Below are 17976 nucleotides of genomic sequence, written 5' to 3' on the forward strand. Positions count from 1 at the left end.
ACGATCGCCGGACCCACGATCCTGTTGCCGGCGTCCAGCTTCGACCGGTCGTAGATCGGGCACGACACCATGCCGTTTGCCTCGGGCAGCCAGACGTCGCGCTTGCCGATGATGGCGCCGGACGCGTCGGGACCGGCGTCGGGCCGGGGCTTGAACGAGGCCTTGGCGACCAGCCCGGTCGCCTCGACCCGGAACGTCACGATCTGGATCGCCTCGCCTTCGGCGATGAAGCCGTACATCCGCTTGTGCGCGGCCTCGAAGCCCTCGACCAGGGCATCCAGCGTGGCAGGGGTGACGGGTCCGTCGGGCAGGGCCACCGCCAGTTCGTAGTTCTGCCCGGCATAGCGCATGTCGACCGTCCGGGTGATCTGACGGGAGGCGGCCGGCACCGCCTCCCCGACGAACCATTCCTCCGCCCGCCCGCTCAGGCCCTGGAAGGCCGCTTCGATGTCGCCGACGGCCTCGGCTCCGACCACGGTCAGGCGGGTGACCGCGAAGTCGGCCCTAAGATCGGTCAGCAGCAGGCCCATGGCGCACAGGATGCCGGGATTGCGCGGCACCAGGATGCGCGTCATATCCAGTTCGCGCGCCAGCCGCGCCGCGTGCAGCGGACCTGCGCCGCCGAACGCCATCAGGGTATAGTCGCGCGGGTCGTGGCCGCGCTGGACGCTGATGACCCGGATCGCCTTCGCCATGTTGGCGGTGACGACGGACAGGATGCCCTGGGCGGTCGCCATCGTGTCCATGCCCAGCTTCTCGGCCAGCCGGCCGATGGCGGCCTTCGCCAGATCCTGGCGGACGGCCATGCGGCCCCCCAGCAGATGCGTCGGGTTGAGCGTCTGGAGCACGACGTTGGCATCGGTGACGGTCGGCTCCTCGTTGCCCCTGCCGTAGCAGACCGGTCCCGGATCGGCCCCGGCGCTGCGCGGTCCGACCTTCAGCAGACCGCCGCTGTCGACATAGGCGATGGAGCCGCCGCCAGCGCCGACGGTGTGGATGTCGAGCATGGGGGCCTTGATCGGATAGCCGTGGACGACGGCCTCGCTCGCCAGCCGGCACTGGCCGTTCGCCAGCAAGGCCACGTCGCTGCTGGTGCCGCCCATGTCGAAGGTGATCAGGTTGGGGAAACCGGCCACCTGGCCGATCACCTGGGCGGCTACGACGCCGGTGCTGGGGCCTGACAGAACGGTGCGGACCGGCAGTTCGGCGGCGGCCTTGAAGCTGATGACGCCGCCGTTGCTCTGCGTCAGGTGCGGCTTCGGCTTGACGCCCAGCTCGTCCAGGCGCTTCGCCAGACGCTCGATATAGCCGTGCATGACAGGGCCAAGATAGGCGTTGACGACGGCGGTGGACATCCGCTCGTACTCGCGGAACTCCGGCGCCACTTCATGGGAAGTGCAGATGAACGCCTCGGGGAATTCCTCCTCCACGATGCGGCGCACGGTCGCCTCGTGGTCGCCGCGCACGAAGCTGTAGAGGAAGGAGACCGCGACCGCCTTGGCGCCCGACGCCCGCAACTGCCGGGCTGCGGCGCGCACCGCTTCCTCGTCGAGCGGCGTTTCCACCGAGCCGTCGTAGCGGACCCGCTCCGGCACTTCGATCCGCATCTCCCGGCTGACCAGCATTTCCGGCTTGTCTGCTTGCAGATCGTAGAGGTCGGGCCGCTTCTGGCGGCCGATCTCAAGCAGGTCGCGGAAGCCGTCTGTTGTGATCAGGCCGGTGCGGACGCCGCGATGCTGGATCAGCGCGTTGGTGCCGACCGTCGTGCCGTGCCCGAAATAGGCGATGTCCCCGGCATCGGCCCCGACCTGGGCAATGCCTTCCTCGACCCCCGCCGCGATCCCGCGGGAGGGATCGTCCGGCGTCGAGGGCACTTTCCAGACCTCGACACGTTCCGTCGCGTCGTCGAACAAGCAGACATCGGTAAAGGTACCACCGGAATCGACACCGATACGCCAAGCCATTCTGTAAACCCCCTGTCGTTGGATGAATGCTAACGGCAGGGGGTGGCTAGGCGGAACTGTCTGTCCTCCGATAACAGTTATGCCAATCCCGGCAGAGCGGCGCTCATGCGGCGAGCGGCGCCGCGAGGTTCAGGTCGTCGCGGATGCAGGCCGACAGGTGGCCCTGCCCGACTTCCCGCAGTGGCGGGACCGCTTCGGCGCAGGCCGGCAGGGCATAGCGGCAGCGGGTGCGGAAGGCGCAGCCGGAGGGAGGATCGAGCGGGCTTGGGATATCGCCCTTCAGCAGGATGCGGCTTCGCTTGACCGTCGGGTCCAGCGTCGGGATCGCGGAGAACAGCGCCTCGGTATAGGGGTGGCGCGGGGCCGAGAAGACGGCGCGGGTGTCCGCCAGTTCCACGATGCGGCCCAGATACATCACGGCGACCCGGTCGGAGATATGGCCGACCACCGCCAGATCATGGGTGATGAACAGGATGGTCAGGTCGAGCTTGCGCTTGATCTCCAGCAGCAGGTTGACGATCTGCGCCTGGATCGAGACGTCCAGCGCCGAAACAGGCTCGTCCGCGACCAGGAACTCCGGCTCCATCACCAGCGAGCGCGCGATGCCGATCCGCTGGCGCTGGCCGCCGGAGAATTCGTGCGGATAGCGGTCGAGGTGGTGTTCGGTCAATCCTACCGCCCCCAGCGCCGCCACGACGCGCTCGTCCCGCTCCGCCCTGGACAGCCGCAACTTCTGGATCTGGAGGGGAGCGCCCAGGATGCGGCCGACCGTCATGCGCGGGTTCAGGGAAGCGAACGGGTCCTGAAAGATCAGCTGCATCTTCGACCGCAGCGGCTTCAACTGGCGTCGGTTCAGCCGGGTCAGATCGACGCCGTTGAACAGGACGCTGCCGGAGGTCGGCTCCGTCAGTTGAAGCACCGTCCGCCCCAGCGTGCTCTTGCCCGACCCGGATTCTCCGACCAGCCCCAGCACTTCGCCCCGGCGGATCTGGAAGGAAACGTCATCAACGGCCCTGACCGATTGGTGGCTGCGGCCGAACAGCCCGCCGCCGACCGAATAGGTCTTGCTCAATCCACGTACATCCAGGATCGGGCCGTGCTTATCGTCCATCGCCATGGTCATGGTCTTCAGGCCTCCACGGAGGCTATGGCGCGCCAGCGGTGGCACCGCACCAGATGGTCGGCCTCAGCCTCCTCAAGGATGGGGATCGTCCGGTCGCACCGGCCCAGTTCGGCGTGGTCGCAACGTGGGTGGAAGGAGCAGCCCTGCGGCATCCGCGTCGGATCGGGAACGTTGCCCCGGATCGCCTCCAGCTTTGACTGCCCGAAAGCGGCCAGTTCCAGCCGGGGAACCGAGCGCAGCAGCCCGTGGGTATAGGGCATCAGCGGGTGTTTCAGCAGCGGCACGACGCCGCCGCGCTCGACGATGCGGCCGGCATACATGACCATCACCCGGTCGGCGATCTCGGCCACGACGCCCAGGTTGTGGGTGATGAAGACGACAGCCATCCCGGTCCTTTCCTGAAGCTCCTTCAGAAGCTCCAGGATCTGCGCCTGGACCGTGACGTCCAGGGCGGTCGTCGGCTCGTCGGCAATCAGCACGCTCGGGTCGCAGGCCAGCGCCATCGCGATCATCACCCGCTGGCGCATCCCGCCCGACAGATGATGCGGGTAGGACTTCAGGCGCTTGCGCGGCTCGGGGATACCGACCAGCACCAGCAGTTCCTCCGCCCGGTCCAGGGCAGCCCGTCGGTCCACCTTGCGGTGATACCGGACGGCCTCGGCAATCTGGTCGCCGATCCGATGGACCGGGTTGAGCGAAGTCATCGGCTCCTGGAAGATCATGGAGATCTCGTTGCCGCGCATCGCCTGCATCTCATGCTCGGAAAGGGCCGCCAGATCCCGCACCGTTCCGTCGCGTCCCCGGAACAGGATCGACCCGGTGAGGCTCGCCTGCGGCGCCGGCGGCGTCAGGCGCATGACGGCGAGGCTGGTGACGCTTTTCCCGGAGCCGGATTCCCCGACCAGCGCCAGCGTTTCCCCCGGCTTGACCGTGAACGAGACGTCGTGGACGGCCGGTACCTCTCCCCGGTCGGTCCTGAAGGAGACGGCGAGGTTCCGGACATCCAGAACGGACGAGGCATCCATGTCAGCGGCCATCACGAAACATCCAGGCGGGCGTCAAGCGCGTCGCGCAGGCCGTCGCCGATGAAGTTGAAGCTGGTCACGGCCAGCGTGATCATCAGACCGGGGAAGATCGCCAGCCATGGTGCCGAGCCCAGATATTGCTGGGCGTTGTTCAGCATGTTGCCCCAGCTGGCAGCCGGCGGCTGGATGCCGTAGCCGAGGAAGCTGACATAGGCTTCCATCAGGATCGCGCGGGCGATGCACAGGGTCGCCGCCACCACGATCGGGCCGATGGCATTGGGGATCAGCTCGCGGAACATGATGTAGCGGTCGGACGCTCCCATCATCAGGGCGGCGGTCGCGAAGTCGCGCTCCCGCAGGGTGCGGATCTGGCTTTCGACCACGCGGGCGACTTCCATCCAGCCGGTCGCCGCGATGATCAGCGTGATCGTCACGACGCTGGGCTTGATCAGGGCCGCCAGCGCCAGCACCAGGAAGATCGTGGGGAAGCACAGGATGGCATCGACGAACCGCATCAGCACGGTGCCGACGATCCGACCGTAGAACCCGGCCACCACGCCGATCACCGTTCCGATGATCGTGCTGATCACCATCGCCGCGAAGCCCACGGTCAGCGAGATTCGCCCCGCCATCAGCAGCCGCGCCGCGAGATCGCGGCCGAGCGGGTCGGTGCCCAGCACATGGGCGCCGGTAAGCGGCGGCGCGAAGCGGTTCCGGATGTCGATGAACAGGTCGTCGAACGGGATCAGGTGCGGTCCGACCGCCGTCGCCAGCACCAGCAGCACGATCATGAAGACGCCGAACATGGCGAGCCGGTGACGCCGGAACCGCTGCCACGCCCGGTTGGCCGAGCGCGGCTGCTTGACCGCCGTCAAAACGGGGTCTTCCTCGAGGTAGTCGACGGCCTTGACCATCATCGCTTATTTTCCTCCATGGTCAATCCAGCCGGATGCGCGGATCGGCGAGCGCGCAGAAGCAGTCGGCCAGCAGGTTGCCGACCAGCACCAGCACGGCCGAGAACATCAAGATGCCCATCACCACCGGGTAGTCGCGGTAGCCCAGCGAATCCAGGAACAGCCGGCCCATTCCGGGCCATGTGAAGACGGTCTCGGTCACCAGGGCGCCGCTCAGCAGCACCGGCAGTTCCAGCCCGGCCAGCGTGATCATCGGCAGCAGGGCGTTCCGCATCGTGTGGTGGAACAGGACGACCCGCTCCGGCAGGCCCTTGGCCCTGGCGGTGCGGATGAAGTCCTGGTTGATCACGTCCAGCATGGAGGAGCGCATGTAGCGGCTCCACACCGCGACCTCGACCAGGGCCAGCACGATCGACGGCGCTATCAGGTGATACGCGTAGTCCAGGAACGAGCCGTCGCCGACGGTGGAGCGGTTGCCCGACGGCAGCCAGCCCAGCTTGACCGAGAAGAGGTAGATCATCACCAGCCCGAACCAGAAGGTCGGGATCGACAGCGCGATCATCGCGCCGATGGTGCCCAGATAGTCGAAGACCGAGTAGCGCCGGATGGCACCCATCACGCCGATCCAGACGCCGAGCACGATGGCGATCAGCGTCGCCGTGACCATCAGTTGCAGCGTCGCCCCAAGGCGGGAGCCGATCACCGCCAGCACCGGCTGGCTGTCGCGGTACGAATTGCCCCAGTCGCCCAGCAGCAGGCGGGTGAACCATTCCCAGTATTGGATGGGCAGGGGGCGGTCCAGGCCCATCTGAGCCGCGATCCGCGCGATATCGGCCTGCGACATGCCCGGCACCAGCGCGAACTGGGCCAGCGGCCCGCCGGGCGCCAGATGCAGCACCCCGAAGCCGATCATGGACACGAGCCAGAGCAGGATCAGGCTCTGGACCACGCGGCCGAAAATGAATCTTGCCACGTCTGCGGCCTCCATTTGAAAATGTCGGGGCCTATTTCACAAGCGATCGAAGCTGGTCTTCGGAACTTCTGAACGATCCCGTTGCCTATGACTCGCGTCTCGTCAAACCCGGACTTGAAAAGTCCGTCATACCAAGACTTGATCTTGGTATCTCCCAGCGTCGGCGCTCATGAAGACGTCAATGCAAAGCCTCATGGCAACCGTCAAGTCTTCGCCAGGAGATACCAAGATCAAGTCTTGGTATGACGAATGACGACGAGTAGAGTGGCAGACCTACCGGAACGTTGATTTCAGAAGTTCTCCGAACGTCAGCCCGCCCAATACCAGGTATTGGCGTTCCAGCAGTTCTCCTGGACGTTCACGTTGGGCGTGAAGCCGGCCAGACCCGTCTTGGTGCCGGAGACCATCGCGTACTGGAAGATCGGCAAGTACGGCAGGTCGTGGCGTGTTACGGCCTGCATCTTCTGATAGACCGCCTTCCGCTTGTCCTGATCGACGGTCGCGGCCCCTTCCTGAAGCAGGGCATCGACGTCCTTGCTGGCGTACTGGGTCGTATTCTGCCCCGCCCCGCCCTGCGCGCCGATCGAGCGGCTGGCGAAGAAGTCGGTGGCGTCCGGATCAGGCCCGATCATGAAGCCGATGCCGACCATGGCGGTCTCGAACTTTGACATCATCCAGTACTCGCCCCACATGACGGCGGCGGGCAGGTTGCTGATCGACATCTTGGCGCCGATCTCCATCCAGTTCTGCTGGAGCAACTGCTGCGCCTGTTCGCGGACATGGTTGCCGGCGGTGGTCGAATTGACGAACTCCAGCCGGACGCCGTTCTTCTCCCGCACGCCCCCCGATCCGACGACCCAGCCGGCATCGTCGAGGATCTTCCTCGCCTTCGCTGGATCGTAGCTGTGCTTGGGCAGGTCGGGGTTGAAGGCCCAGGACTGGGCGGGAAGGAAGGACTCCGACTCCTTCGGCAGCCCGTAATATATGGCTTCGATGATGCTCTGCTTGTCCATGCCGTAGTACAGCGCCTCGCGCACCGCACGGTCCTGGAAGACCGGCAGGCCCAGGTTGAAGGCGATGTTCTCGATGAAGGGCTGCGGCACCGGCATCACGTCGCGCTGCGCCAGCCCCTTGGCCTCGTCGTAGTGGTCCGGGCTGATGCCCTGAAGGCCGATATAGTCGATGTCGCCGGTACGGAACTGGGTGTACAGCACGGTCATGTCCGGGATGTACTTGACTACCAGCCGCTCAAGGTACGGACCGTCGCCGTGGTAGTCGGCGTTAGCCGCCAGCGTGATGTGGTCGCCGGGGACGCGCTCGACCCATTTGAAAGGCCCGGTTCCGATCGGCTTGTTGTTGAAGGACGAGGTGTTGGGGTCGGCTTCCTTCCCCAGGATGTGCTTTGGCACGAAGAAGGTCCAGGACAGGATCGCCTGATAGGGCGCGTAGGGTTTCTCCATCCGCCATGTCAGTTCGGTCGGGCTGACGACCTTGATGTCCTTGACCAGTTCGTGCCCGGCGCGGCGGCCGGCGCGGAAATTCGGGTTGTTGATCAATTCGATGTTGAACTTGACGTCCTCGGCGGTGAACGGCGTCCCGTCGTGCCATTTGACGCCGTCGCGCAGCTTGATCCGCCATGTCAGGCCGTCGGCGGAAATACCGCCGTTCTCCAGGCTCGGGATCTCGGCGGCCAGATCGGGAGTGAAGTTGCCCTTGGGATCGACCCGCCACAGCCCGCTGAACAGGTTGAAGTAGACAGCCTCGTCCACTTCGATGTGAAGCATCAGCGGGTTGAACACCGTCGGCTCCTGCGACAGGCCGACGATCGCCTGACCGGTCGGCTTGGCCGGCGGTCCCGCCGCTTCGGCACCGGGAACCCAGCCAAGCTTCGGCCCCATCCAGGCCGCCGTGGCGCCAGCAAGGCCGAACACCAGCAACTGGCGGCGTGTCGGGTTGAGAAAACTATCGGTACCGTTTTCATCGGAACTGCCGCTCATCGTGTGAAGCCCTCCTGTTTTTGTTGAAGCGCCTTTAATCGAACCCTTGAGCCGGCCCGCCGCTCAGATCCCCGATACCGGCTGCGGCCGCGATCCGTCAGTGAAGCGGGAGAAGCGGAACGGCGTCGGATCGACGATCGGGCTGGTGCCCATGACGATGTCGGCGACCAGCCGTCCCGCCCCCGGACCGATGCCGAAGCCGTGGCCGGAAAAGCCGGTCGCGATCACCAGACCCGGCACCTCGTCCACCGCCGAGATCACCGGCACCACGTCCGGCATCACGTCGATCATGCCGGCCCATTCCTGCACGACCCTGGCGTTGTTGAAGGCCGGGAACCGGCGCGCGAGACTGGCGATTGCGCCGCGCGTGAAACGGCTGTCGGGCTCGGGGTCGAGCACCCGGACCTTTTCATAAGGCGATATCTGGTCCAGCGGCACGGGCGCCGCCTCCCGCCATTCCTGGACGAAGCGGCCGTCCAAGCGAAGCTTGAGGGCTTCCCAGTCCATCTTCATCACCGGCAGGAAGTCGTTGAAGAAGCGGAAGCTATCGGGCGTGATCGGGGCCACGTTGGCGAAGCCGTCGGCGATGGTGTAGCCGCCGTCCAACCGCTTGCGGAACGCCGCGTCCTTGCACCACAGCGCCGTCTCCGGCGCTCCGTCCAGCGGAGCGGTCCTGACCACGCTGGCCCGCACCTTCAATTGCGGCAGCCGGAGACCCAAATCGCTGACGAAGCGCCGCGACCAGGCACCACCCGCCACGACCAGCGACTTGCACCGGATGGTGCCGCGCTCTGTGACGGCGCCGGAGATCCGCCCGCCCGTCCGCTCGACCCCGCGCACCGCGCAATCCGTCAGGATCACCGCCCCCGCCCGCCGGGCCGCGAGCGCCACGGCGGGCACCGCCTTCTGTGGCTCGGCCCTGCCGTCGGATGCCGAGTAGAGGGCAGCCTTCCACATCTTCGACCCGCCGGGCATCAGCCTGTCCAGCTCGGCACCTGAGATCAGCCGGGCGTCGAGCTGATAGGGCCGGGCGTAGTCGAGCCACGTCTCGCAGCGGGCGACGTCCTCGTCGGTTTCGGCGGCGAACAGGATGCCGGTGGTGCGGAAGCCGGTTTCGGCCTCCACCGTCTCGTTCATGCGCTCCCACAGGCGCAGGCTCTCGATGACCAGGGGGATCTCGCGCAGGTCGCGCCGCGTCTTCCGGACCCAGCCCCAGTTGCGGCTGGACTGCTCGCCCGCGATATGGCCCTTCTCGCACAGCACCACCGAGACGCCGCGCTGCGCCAGAAACAACGCCGTGCTGGTGCCGATGATGCCGCCGCCGACGATCACCACCTCGGCCTCATCCGGGAGCTGATCGGTTGGCGCCACCGTGTCTACCTGGGGACCGCTCATCGCACGCTCCCCTGCATGAGAATGACGGCGGCTCCGGTCAGGCTGGAGACGGCACCTTGTCGACGTAGCTTTCGTAGACCTTGCGCAGGATGCGCAGCAGCGAGTCCTGCTCCTCGTCGGTCAGGACGGAGAAGAAGTCGTCGGACTGCCGCCGCGCTACCTCGCGGACCTGTTGCGCCAGCGCCCTGCCCTTGGGCGTCAGGTAAAGCTCCCGCGCCCTGCGTTCGGCTGACGACACCTTCTGCTCCAGTAAGCCGGCCCGCTCCATCTGCTCCAGCAGCTTGCCCATGGCCGAGCGGTCCTTGAGGATGAAGTGCGCCAGCACGGAAGGACGCAAGCCCGGATTGGCGCCGACCAGCAGCAGGGTCGATATCTTGCCGGTGCCGCCGGCCATCGCCAGTTCCTCCGTCTGCTCGTCCAGATCGCGGCTGACCAGGATGTTGACAGTCCGGACATAGAAGCTCAGGAGATCGCCGAAGATGTCGAAATCGACGTTGGAATAGTCGATCGTTTTCGGCGCCTGGGGATTTCCCGGTGTCCGGCGCGTGACGCGCGACCCGTTGGCCCGGCCGATGCTCATGTCGGAAGCAGCCTTTCGCGAGTGTCGGTAGCGGCAAGTCTAGATGGCGGTCAGGCATGGAATTGGCAACCGTTCAGCAGTGAGAATTAAATCGTCAAAAGGGCGGCGGACTGATGCCGTCGCGCCGCGCCATCCGCTGGTCGCGGAAGCGGTACCAGGACAGGAACAGGCGCGGGGCCACCTTCATGTAGAAGGGCGCAGACGCCAGCGGCTCCAGCGGCAATGCCAGGTCCTTTGCCGGAACCCCCATCGCCCAGTCGGCCAGCACCGTTCCCATCATGGTCCCGGTCGGCACGCCCCGGTCGGAATAGCCCAGCGACGCGACCACGCCGGGCGCCAGGTCGAACAGCCGGGGAATGGTCTTCCGCTGCATGTCGAGGGCGCCGAACCAGTAGTACTGCCAGTCCACCTCGGGCAGTTGCGGCAGAAGCCATTGCAGCTTCTCCCGCATCAGGTTCTTGGTGTATTCGAGGTCGCCGCCGCGCCTGCCTTCGACGAAGGCCGAAGTCACCAGCCGGCCTTCGCCGTCGTACTTGTAGATCATCGTATCGCCGCGGCTGTCCACGACGGTGTTGTTCTCCGGCGCTATGACCTTGCGGAGGTTGTCGCCAAGCGGCTGGGTCGCCATCACGGCGACGCCCAGCGTCGCGAAACTATCCTGAAGCCCCGGCCAGAACCCGGTGGTATAGGCGCCGGTGCCGCAGACGACCTTGTCGGCCACGACCGAACCCGTCGGCGTCTCGACCTTCCAGCGCGCACCTTCCTTGACGACGGCGGTCACGGGCGAGTCGGTGAAGACGCGGCCACCGACCGACATCACCGCCCGCGCCAGTCCCCGGACATAGCCCAGCGGGTTGATGTGGCCGCCCTCGGGATGGAACCACGCGCCGAAGTAGCGTGGCGATCCGGTCAGGCGTTCGGTCTCGTCGCGGTCCAGCATCCGGGTCTGCTTGCCGTTCTCCTGATAGGTCCGGCAGCGCCGCTCCAGCTTGCCGAGCACGCTCGGCGCATGGGCCGCCTGGATGTAGCCGGTCTGGACGCCCTCGCAGTCGATGCCGTAGCGCCTGATGATGTCGAAGACCAGATTGGCGCCGTTGGCCTGCCGCTCGATCAGGCGGGACGCGAAAGGCTCGTCCAGCATCTTGCGGATCGTCGGGATCTCGTAGAAATGGAAGGTCGGCGTGCAGTGCCCGGCGTTGCGGCCGGAACCGCCCTGCCCGATCCGCGCCGCTTCCAGCACGACCGTATCGACGCCGCGCTCGCCCAGGTGCAGGGGGGTGGAGAGGCCGGTATACCCGCCGCCGATCACGCAGACGCTGGCTTCCACCCTTTCCTCAAGGGAAAATGTGGCGGGAGCTTCCCTGGCCGTCGCGAACCATAGCGATGGTTCGAGAGGAGCGCTCTGCATCCTCATCTCGTCCTCCAGACCTAAAGGTTGGATGGAACTCGCATGAACAGGACTTCTGCCCGGCAAACAGGCAACCGGCCTTATTCTATGGCATACTTCCGGATAGGGTGCCTTCAGGCCCCGCAGTACGGTTTTGACTTGGGAGTTTAGGACCGGTTTCTTCGATCTCTATGCGATAATGGTGAACGTCCACTATGGATGTCGTCAAGCATTTTTTAACCAATGAACGCAAAATTTGGCTCAGGCGTTCGTCGGCGCCGGGTCGTACAAGTGGCAGCTCACCAGATGCGGCCGGTCGGGCGTCCCGATATTCCGTTCCGCCGGAACCACGCTCCGGCAATGGTCCATCACGTTCGGGCAGCGGGGATGGAAGGGGCAGCCGGGCGGCGGCGATTCCGGATTGGGCAGATCGCCGGCCGGGACGGCGCGGACCCGGCGCCGTTCCGGATCGGGCTGCGGGATGGCGGACAGCAGTGCCCGCGTATAGGGGTGCGCCGGATCGGCGTAGAGCTGGTCGACGTCGGCCAGTTCGACGATCCGGCCCAGATACATCACCGCGACCCGGTCGCTGATGTAGCGGATGACCCCGAGATCGTGGGAGATGAACAGGTAGGACAGGTTAAGCTCGGCGCGCAGCGCCACCATCAGGTTGAGAACCTGGGACTGGATCGACAGGTCCAGGGCCGAGACCGGCTCGTCGGCGACCACCAGCTTCGGCCGCAGCGCTATGGCCCGCGCGATGCCGATGCGCTGGCGCTGCCCGCCGCTGAACTCGTGCGGGTAGCGCCGGGCGGCGTCCGGGGGCAGGCCTACCTTTTCCAGCAGACCCGCCACCTCCCGCAGGCGTTCGGCACGGGTGCCGATGCCGTGGATGTCCAGCGGCTCCCGGATGATGTCGCCGACGCTCATCCGGGGATCGAGCGAGGCGTAGGGGTCCTGGAAGATGATCTGCATGTCGCGCCGCTTGGCACGGAGAGCGCGGGCCGGCAGGGCGCGCAGGTCGGCGCCGTCGAACCGGATCTCACCCGAGGTCGGCTCGACCAGCCGCAGGCACAGCCGCGCCAGGGTGGATTTGCCGCACCCGGACTCTCCCACGATGCCGACCGTCTCGCCCCGGCGCTGGCGCAGACTGACGCCGTTGACGGCATGGATCGCGCCGCCGCCCTTGATCGGGAAGTGCTTGGTCAGGTTCTCGACCGCAAGCAGGTCGTCGGGCTCGGAGGTCGAACTCATGAAACGGGATTCCAGCAGGCGAAGGCGTGGCCGTCCGGGCCACCGGCGAGCGGCGGCATCTCCACCCGGCATCGCGGCAGCACGTTCGGACAGCGGTCGGCGAAGGGGCAGCCGGGCGGACGGTTGCCGGGACTGGGCACCATGCCGGGAATGGTCGGCAGGATGCCCCGCTCGCTGTCCAGCTTGGGGATGGAGGCGAGCAGCCCCGCCGTATAGGGATGCCGGGGATTGGCGAACAGCGGACGCACGGGGGCCTTCTCGACCACCCGACCCGCATACATCACGACGACATGATCGCAGTATTCCGCGACCACGCCCAGGTCGTGGGTGATCAGCAGGATCGCCATGCCCAGCCGGTCGCGCAGGTCCGACAGCAGGGCCAGGATCTGCGCCTGGATCGTGACGTCCAGGGCGGTCGTCGGCTCATCCGCCACCAGCAGCCGGGGCTCGCAGGCAAGCGCCATCGCGATCATGACGCGCTGGCGCAGGCCGCCGGACAGTTCGTGCGGGTACTGCTTCAGCCGGCGCTCGGCAGCGCCGATGCCGACCAGCCGCATCAGCTCCAGGCAGCGCTCGTGCCGCTCGGCCCGGCCGAGCCGGGTGTGAAGCCGGAGCGCCTCGTCGATCTGCCAGCCGACCGTGAAGGTCGGGTTGAGGCTGGTCATCGGTTCCTGGAAGATCATGCCGATGCGGTTGCCCCGCATGTCGCGCATGGCGTTCTCGTCCAGCGACAGCAGGTCCGTCCCGTCGAAGCGGATGCCGCCGCGATCGACCCGGCTGGGCGGGCTGGGCAGCAGCCGCATCACCGACATGGCGGTGACGCTCTTGCCGCAGCCGGATTCGCCGACCAGACCGACCACGGCGCCGGCGTCGAGCGTGAACCCGACGCCGTCCAGCACCGTGACCCTGCCGCCGCCCGAACTGCCGAAGCTGACGGTCAGATCCTCGATTTCCAGCAGAGCCGTCAGGACAGCACCACGCGCGGGAAGTAGAAGCTGACCACCCAGTTCGGCATGTCCACGATCTCGCTGACGCGCAGGTCGCCGCAGACGCTGCACAGCATGTAGGCCTCCACGGCGGACATGCCGTGGCGGGCCGTCAGCAGGTCGATCATGGATGAAACGGCGGCCCGCGCCCCTTCCATCAAATCGGGGCCGACTCCCGTCGTGACCTCGTAGCCTTCCGCGTCCAGGTGCCGGGTCACCGGCCCGCTGGTGGTGAAGCGCGGGAAGCGGAGGTTGGCGCCCTTGACCAGATCGAACTTCAGCGTGACGTCCATCGGGCTCTCGATGGCGGTGCCGCAGACCTCGCCGTCGCCCTGCGCCGCGTGGGTGTCGCCGACCGAGAACAAGGCGCCCGCCACCTCGACCGGCAGGTACAGCTCGGTCCCGGCGCACAGGTCGCGGACATCCAGGTTGCCGCCGACCCGGCGCGGCGGCACGACGCTGTGCAGGCCGGCCTCACCAGGGGCCAGACCGATCGTGCCGGTGAACGGCTTGAGCGGCACCCGTCCCCCCGGACCGTAAAGGGCCGGCGTCATGGCGGCGGCATCGTATTTCCAGATGTGCAGCGCCGCGTCGGTGAACTGGTCCGCCAGCAGGCCGAAGCCCGGAATATTGGCGGTCCAGCCCCAGCCCGACGGCTTGAAGCCGACCAGCGTCACCTTCAGCGCGTCGCCCGGCTCGGCGCCGTCGATCCGGACCGGGCCGGTCACCGGGTTGACCTTGCCGAAATCCAGCCTGGCGAGATCGGCCAGAGTGCTGTCGGGACCGAGCTGGCCGCCGGAGCTGTCCACGGTCTCGAACTCGACCGTCTCGCCCGGCGCTATGGTCAGCGCCGGGGTGAAGCCGTTGTCCCAGCCGTGGTGGTGGCAGTGGCGGTGGATGGTATGGCCTGCGCCATGGCCATGGTTGCCGGGGGTGTGATTACTGGACATCGGTTGCATACACGTGTTCGTAGTTGACCGGGATATGGACGGGATCGACGAAGATCGCGTCGGGACCGCCCATGCGGGCGCTGTGCATGGTGAAGCGCTGTTCGTTGAAGACGGGAGCCCAGGGCGCGTCTTCCATCACCTTCAGGTAGATGTCGCGCCACGCGGCCTCGCGCGCTTCCTTCTTGGCCGGATCGACCATGGCGTCGGCCTCGGCTGCCTTGGCGTCCAGGTCCTTGTTGCAGTACCACGACCAGTTCCAGCCGCCCGGCACGGCGCCGGCGCAGCCCAGGATCGGGCCGTAGAAGTTGGACGGATCGGGGAAGTCGGCGATCCAGGCCATGCCGCCCGACCAGATCATCGGAGCGCCCTCCTTCTCTCCCCCCGCCGCGATGACATTGGCTTGGGCCAGCGTCTTGACGGCGGCGCGGATGCCGACGGCGGCCAGATCCTGCTGGATCGCCTGCACGATGCGCGGGTTGGGATCGGTGTTGTTGGCAAGGATTTCGGTATCGAACCCGTTGGGGAATCCTGCTTCCGCCAGCAGCGCCTTCGCCTTGGCCTGATCGAAGGCGTAGCCCTTGTAGTCCGGCGCGTAGCCCGGCATCGAGGGCGGCAGCGGCTGGGTCGCGGGCACGGCGCGGTTGTTGATGATGCGGACGATCCGGTCCTTGTTGATCGCCATGTTGACGGCCTGCCTGACCTTGACGTCGTCGAACGGCTTCATGGTCACGTTCAGGGTGACGTAGCCGGTATGGAGCTGGGTCCCGACTGCGATCAGGTCCTTGTTGGCGGGGTTGTTCTTGACCTCCAGGAAGCGGGCCGGCGGGATCGGGTCGCCCAGCACGTCGACCTCGCCGCGCTCCAGGCGCAGCAGGGCCACCGTCGGCTCCTGACCGATCTCGAAGGTGATCTGGTCCAGATGAGGCAGGCCCTTCTCGTGGAAATCGGGATTGCGCTCCAGCACCAGCCGCTGGCCCAAGACCCATTCCGACATCTTGAAGGCGCCGGTACCGACCGGCTTCTTGCCGAAATCGGCGCCCGCCTTCTCGACTTCCTCCTTGGGCACGGCGAAGGAGAAATTGATCGCCATCACGTGCAGGAAGGTCGCGTCCGGGCGCGACAGCTCGATCCTGACGGTCTGCGGATCGACGACGGTGATGCCGGACAGCGTACCGTTGGCGGCGGCGGCTTCCTCGAACCCCTTGATCGAGCCGAAGAAGCCGGCGCCGGGGCTCTGCGTCGCCGGGTTGACGGCGCGCTCGATCGAGTACTTGATGTCTTCGGCCGTCAGCGCCCGACCGTTGTGGAACTTGACGCCGGGCCGGAGCTTGAAGGTGTAGGTCATGCCGTCCGGCGACATCTGGTAGCTCTCCGCCAGATTGGGGCGGAGGGTGGTGGTGCCGGGTTCGTAATCCATCAGCCCGTCGAACAGCGACTTGATGATCGACCAGTTCTGCCAGTCGTAGCCGATCGCCGGGTCCAGGGTCGCGATGTCGTCCTTGTAGGTCACGACCATGGTGCCGCCGTTCTTGATCTCGGCGGCGTCGGCAGCGGTGATGGCGGGAGTCAGCGCCGTGGCGGACAGCAGCGCCGCCGCGAGGGCGGTTGAAAGCATCAGGGTACGCATGTTCGGAAAGCCTCCTGTCACCGTTTGTCTTGTTCGTTGTTCGCTTGGATACCGACTTTCATCGAAACTTGATGCGCGGATCGGCGAGTGGCGCTATCAGGTCGGCCAGCAGGTTGCCCAGCACGATGAAGACCGCCGCCGTCAGCGTGACGCCCATGATTACGGGGATATCGACCTGCTGGATCGCCTGCCAGGTCAGCTGGCCGATGCCCGGCCAGCCGAACACCGATTCCACGACCACGGCGCCGCTCATGAAGATGCCGATGTCCAGGCCGATCATGGCGATCAGCGGCAGCACCGCGTTCCGCAAAGCATGAATGAAGACGATCCGGCGCTCGCCCGCTCCCTTGGCGCGGGCGGTGCGGATATAGTCCTGGCGCAGGACATCGACCATGGAACTGCGGGTCATCCTGCTGTACCAGCCGCCGCCCAGGATGCCCAGGGTCAGGGCCGGCAGGACCAGATGGGCGAAGGTGCCGTAGCCGCCGATCGGGAACCACTGGAGCTGGACCGCGAAGACGTAGAGCAGCAGGATGCCGACGACGAACTGGGGTGCGGAAACCCCCAGGAACGACGCCACCATGACGGTCGTATCGGCGGGCTTGCCGCGCCGGACCGCCGCCAGGATGCCGGCTCCCAGGCCAATGACCAGCTCGCACACGATGGCGCCGGCCATCAGCAGCAACGTGGCGGGCAGCCGGCTCCAGACGAGCGGCGCCACTCCCGTCCGCTGGATGTAGGACCGGCCCATGTCGCCCTGGACCAGATTGCCCAGGTAGCGCAGGTATTGCTGCCACAGCGGCAGGTCGAGGCCGAGCTGCTGGCGGATCGACTGCACGGTCGCGGCCGTCGCCGAGCGTCCCGCGATCTGACGGGCCGGATCGGCCGGCAGAAGATAGAGCAGGACGAACGTGACCAAGGTGACGCCGAGCAGGATCAGCACCGCCTGGACGATCCGCCGCACTAGATAAGCCGCCATCGCTCACCGCCCCTGCTGGGTCGGGTCGAGCGCGTCGCGCAAGCCATCGCCGACAAGGTTGAACGCCAGCGCCAGCAGCAGGATCGCGGCGCCGGGGATGAAGACCAGCCAGGGCGCCGTCGCGAAATAGGTCTGGTTCTCGTAGATGATGTTGCCCCAGGACGGCTCCGGCGGCCGGACGCCGATGCCGAGGAACGACAGCGTCGCTTCCAGCAGGACGGTGGTGGCGATGCCCAGCGTGGCGTAGACCAGCACGGTCGGCACCAGATGCGGCACGATATGGCGGAACAGGATGCGCGGCCAGTTGGCGCCCAGCGCCCGGCAGGCCTCGATATAGTCGCGCTCGGCCAGCGCCGTGGTCTCGGTATAGACGACGCGGGCGATCTGGACCCAGTTCACCATGGCGATGACCAGCGCCACGATCAGCAGCGACGGCTGGAAGATCGCCGCCAGCGCTATCGCCAGCAGCAGCGCCGGGAACGCCATCATCAGGTCGGTGAACCGCATGATGACCGACCCGACCACGCCCCGCGCATAGCCCGCCGTGACGCCCAGCACCGTACCCAGCAGCACGGCGACGCCGTTAGCCAGCACGCCGACCACGAGCGAGGTGCGGGCGCCATAGATCAGGCGGGACAGCAAATCGCGGCCGAGTTGGTCGGTCCCCAGCCAGAACTCGGCGTTGGGCGGCAGCGGCGCCCCTTCCAGCGTCAGCCCTTCGAAGAACTGCTCGTTCGGCGGATAGGGCGCCAGCCAGGGTGCGAACAGGGCGGCCCCGACGATGACGGCGATCAGCACCAGCCCGAACAGGGCGATGCGGTT

At 66.6% G+C, this 17976-nt stretch carries 15 protein-coding genes; all 15 read right to left on the bottom strand.

Going from position 1 to position 17976, the window contains the following annotated elements; translation table 11 throughout:
* Positions 1–1964: hydantoinase/oxoprolinase family protein (locus AC5JJ6_RS15750; RefSeq protein WP_496042964.1), on the bottom strand; the 1964-nt coding region annotated here is incomplete at its 3' end.
* Positions 1965–2067: 103 nt separating this feature from the next.
* Positions 2068–3087, bottom strand: a complete 1020-nt coding sequence (locus AC5JJ6_RS15755; protein ID WP_496042965.1) for an ABC transporter ATP-binding protein — start codon at positions 3085–3087, stop codon at positions 2068–2070.
* A 5-nt stretch (positions 3088–3092) separates the two neighbouring features.
* Positions 3093–4124 (bottom strand): ABC transporter ATP-binding protein, encoded by a 1032-nt coding sequence (locus tag AC5JJ6_RS15760; protein WP_496042966.1) that lies wholly within the window; start codon positions 4122–4124, stop codon positions 3093–3095.
* A complete protein-coding gene (locus AC5JJ6_RS15765) occupies positions 4124–5029 on the bottom strand; it encodes an ABC transporter permease (protein WP_496042967.1) in 906 nt (301 codons plus the stop codon). The genes AC5JJ6_RS15760 and AC5JJ6_RS15765 overlap by 1 nt, the downstream gene beginning before the upstream one ends.
* 19 nt (positions 5030–5048) lie before the next feature.
* Positions 5049–5999, bottom strand: coding sequence for an ABC transporter permease (locus AC5JJ6_RS15770; protein ID WP_496042968.1), 951 nt, complete (start codon positions 5997–5999; stop codon positions 5049–5051).
* Between the two features lie 308 nt (positions 6000–6307).
* Complete coding sequence (locus tag AC5JJ6_RS15775; RefSeq protein WP_496042969.1) at positions 6308–7996, bottom strand: peptide ABC transporter substrate-binding protein; 1689 nt, start codon at positions 7994–7996, stop codon at positions 6308–6310.
* 63 nt (positions 7997–8059) lie between these two features.
* On the bottom strand, positions 8060–9391 hold the full coding sequence (locus AC5JJ6_RS15780) for an NAD(P)/FAD-dependent oxidoreductase (RefSeq protein WP_496042970.1): 1332 nt from the start codon (positions 9389–9391) through the stop codon (positions 8060–8062).
* 37 nt (positions 9392–9428) lie between these two features.
* Positions 9429–9971, bottom strand: coding sequence for a MarR family winged helix-turn-helix transcriptional regulator (locus AC5JJ6_RS15785; protein ID WP_496042971.1), 543 nt, complete (start codon positions 9969–9971; stop codon positions 9429–9431).
* A gap of 94 nt (positions 9972–10065) precedes the next feature.
* The gene (locus AC5JJ6_RS15790; RefSeq protein ID WP_496042972.1) at positions 10066–11385 is read right to left on the bottom strand and encodes an NAD(P)/FAD-dependent oxidoreductase; all 1320 of its coding nucleotides are present in this window, start codon (positions 11383–11385) and stop codon (positions 10066–10068) included.
* Positions 11386–11619: 234 nt separating this feature from the next.
* A complete protein-coding gene (locus AC5JJ6_RS15795; RefSeq protein ID WP_496042973.1) occupies positions 11620–12612 on the bottom strand; it encodes an ABC transporter ATP-binding protein in 993 nt (330 codons plus the stop codon).
* Positions 12609–13670: an ABC transporter ATP-binding protein gene (locus AC5JJ6_RS15800; RefSeq protein WP_496042974.1), complete on the bottom strand. Its 1062-nt coding sequence runs from the start codon at positions 13668–13670 to the stop codon at positions 12609–12611. Before AC5JJ6_RS15800 ends, AC5JJ6_RS15795 begins: the two co-directional genes overlap by 4 nt.
* On the bottom strand, positions 13577–14548 hold the full coding sequence (locus AC5JJ6_RS15805) for an acetamidase/formamidase family protein (RefSeq protein WP_496042975.1): 972 nt from the start codon (positions 14546–14548) through the stop codon (positions 13577–13579). The genes AC5JJ6_RS15800 and AC5JJ6_RS15805 overlap by 94 nt, the downstream gene beginning before the upstream one ends.
* The gene (locus AC5JJ6_RS15810; RefSeq protein ID WP_496042976.1) at positions 14538–16175 is read right to left on the bottom strand and encodes an ABC transporter substrate-binding protein; all 1638 of its coding nucleotides are present in this window, start codon (positions 16173–16175) and stop codon (positions 14538–14540) included. The genes AC5JJ6_RS15805 and AC5JJ6_RS15810 overlap by 11 nt, the downstream gene beginning before the upstream one ends.
* A gap of 58 nt (positions 16176–16233) precedes the next feature.
* A complete protein-coding gene (locus tag AC5JJ6_RS15815) occupies positions 16234–17154 on the bottom strand; it encodes an ABC transporter permease (protein WP_496042977.1) in 921 nt (306 codons plus the stop codon).
* A gap of 3 nt (positions 17155–17157) precedes the next feature.
* Positions 17158–17976, bottom strand: an 819-nt coding sequence (locus AC5JJ6_RS15820; protein ID WP_496042978.1) for an ABC transporter permease, incomplete at its 5' end; no start/stop codon positions are given.

The sequence above is a fragment of the Skermanella sp. genome, assembly GCF_059503625.1.

Excerpts from the sequence above, each read along its gene's own strand:
- AC5JJ6_RS15755 (WP_496042965.1), bottom strand. The coding sequence starts at position 3,087 with ATGACCATGGCGATGGACGATAAGCACGGCCCGATCCTGGATGTACGT.
- AC5JJ6_RS15760 (WP_496042966.1), bottom strand. The coding sequence starts at position 4,124 with ATGGCCGCTGACATGGATGCCTCGTCCGTTCTGGATGTCCGGAACCTC.
- AC5JJ6_RS15765 (WP_496042967.1), bottom strand. The coding sequence starts at position 5,029 with ATGATGGTCAAGGCCGTCGACTACCTCGAGGAAGACCCCGTTTTGACG.
- AC5JJ6_RS15775 (WP_496042969.1), bottom strand. The coding sequence starts at position 7,996 with ATGAGCGGCAGTTCCGATGAAAACGGTACCGATAGTTTTCTCAACCCG.
- AC5JJ6_RS15780 (WP_496042970.1), bottom strand. The coding sequence starts at position 9,391 with ATGAGCGGTCCCCAGGTAGACACGGTGGCGCCAACCGATCAGCTCCCG.
- AC5JJ6_RS15785 (WP_496042971.1), bottom strand. The coding sequence starts at position 9,971 with ATGAGCATCGGCCGGGCCAACGGGTCGCGCGTCACGCGCCGGACACCG.
- AC5JJ6_RS15790 (WP_496042972.1), bottom strand. The coding sequence starts at position 11,385 with ATGAGGATGCAGAGCGCTCCTCTCGAACCATCGCTATGGTTCGCGACG.
- AC5JJ6_RS15795 (WP_496042973.1), bottom strand. The coding sequence starts at position 12,612 with ATGAGTTCGACCTCCGAGCCCGACGACCTGCTTGCGGTCGAGAACCTG.
- AC5JJ6_RS15805 (WP_496042975.1), bottom strand. The coding sequence starts at position 14,548 with ATGTCCAGTAATCACACCCCCGGCAACCATGGCCATGGCGCAGGCCAT.
- AC5JJ6_RS15810 (WP_496042976.1), bottom strand. The coding sequence starts at position 16,175 with ATGCGTACCCTGATGCTTTCAACCGCCCTCGCGGCGGCGCTGCTGTCC.
- AC5JJ6_RS15815 (WP_496042977.1), bottom strand. The coding sequence starts at position 17,154 with ATGGCGGCTTATCTAGTGCGGCGGATCGTCCAGGCGGTGCTGATCCTG.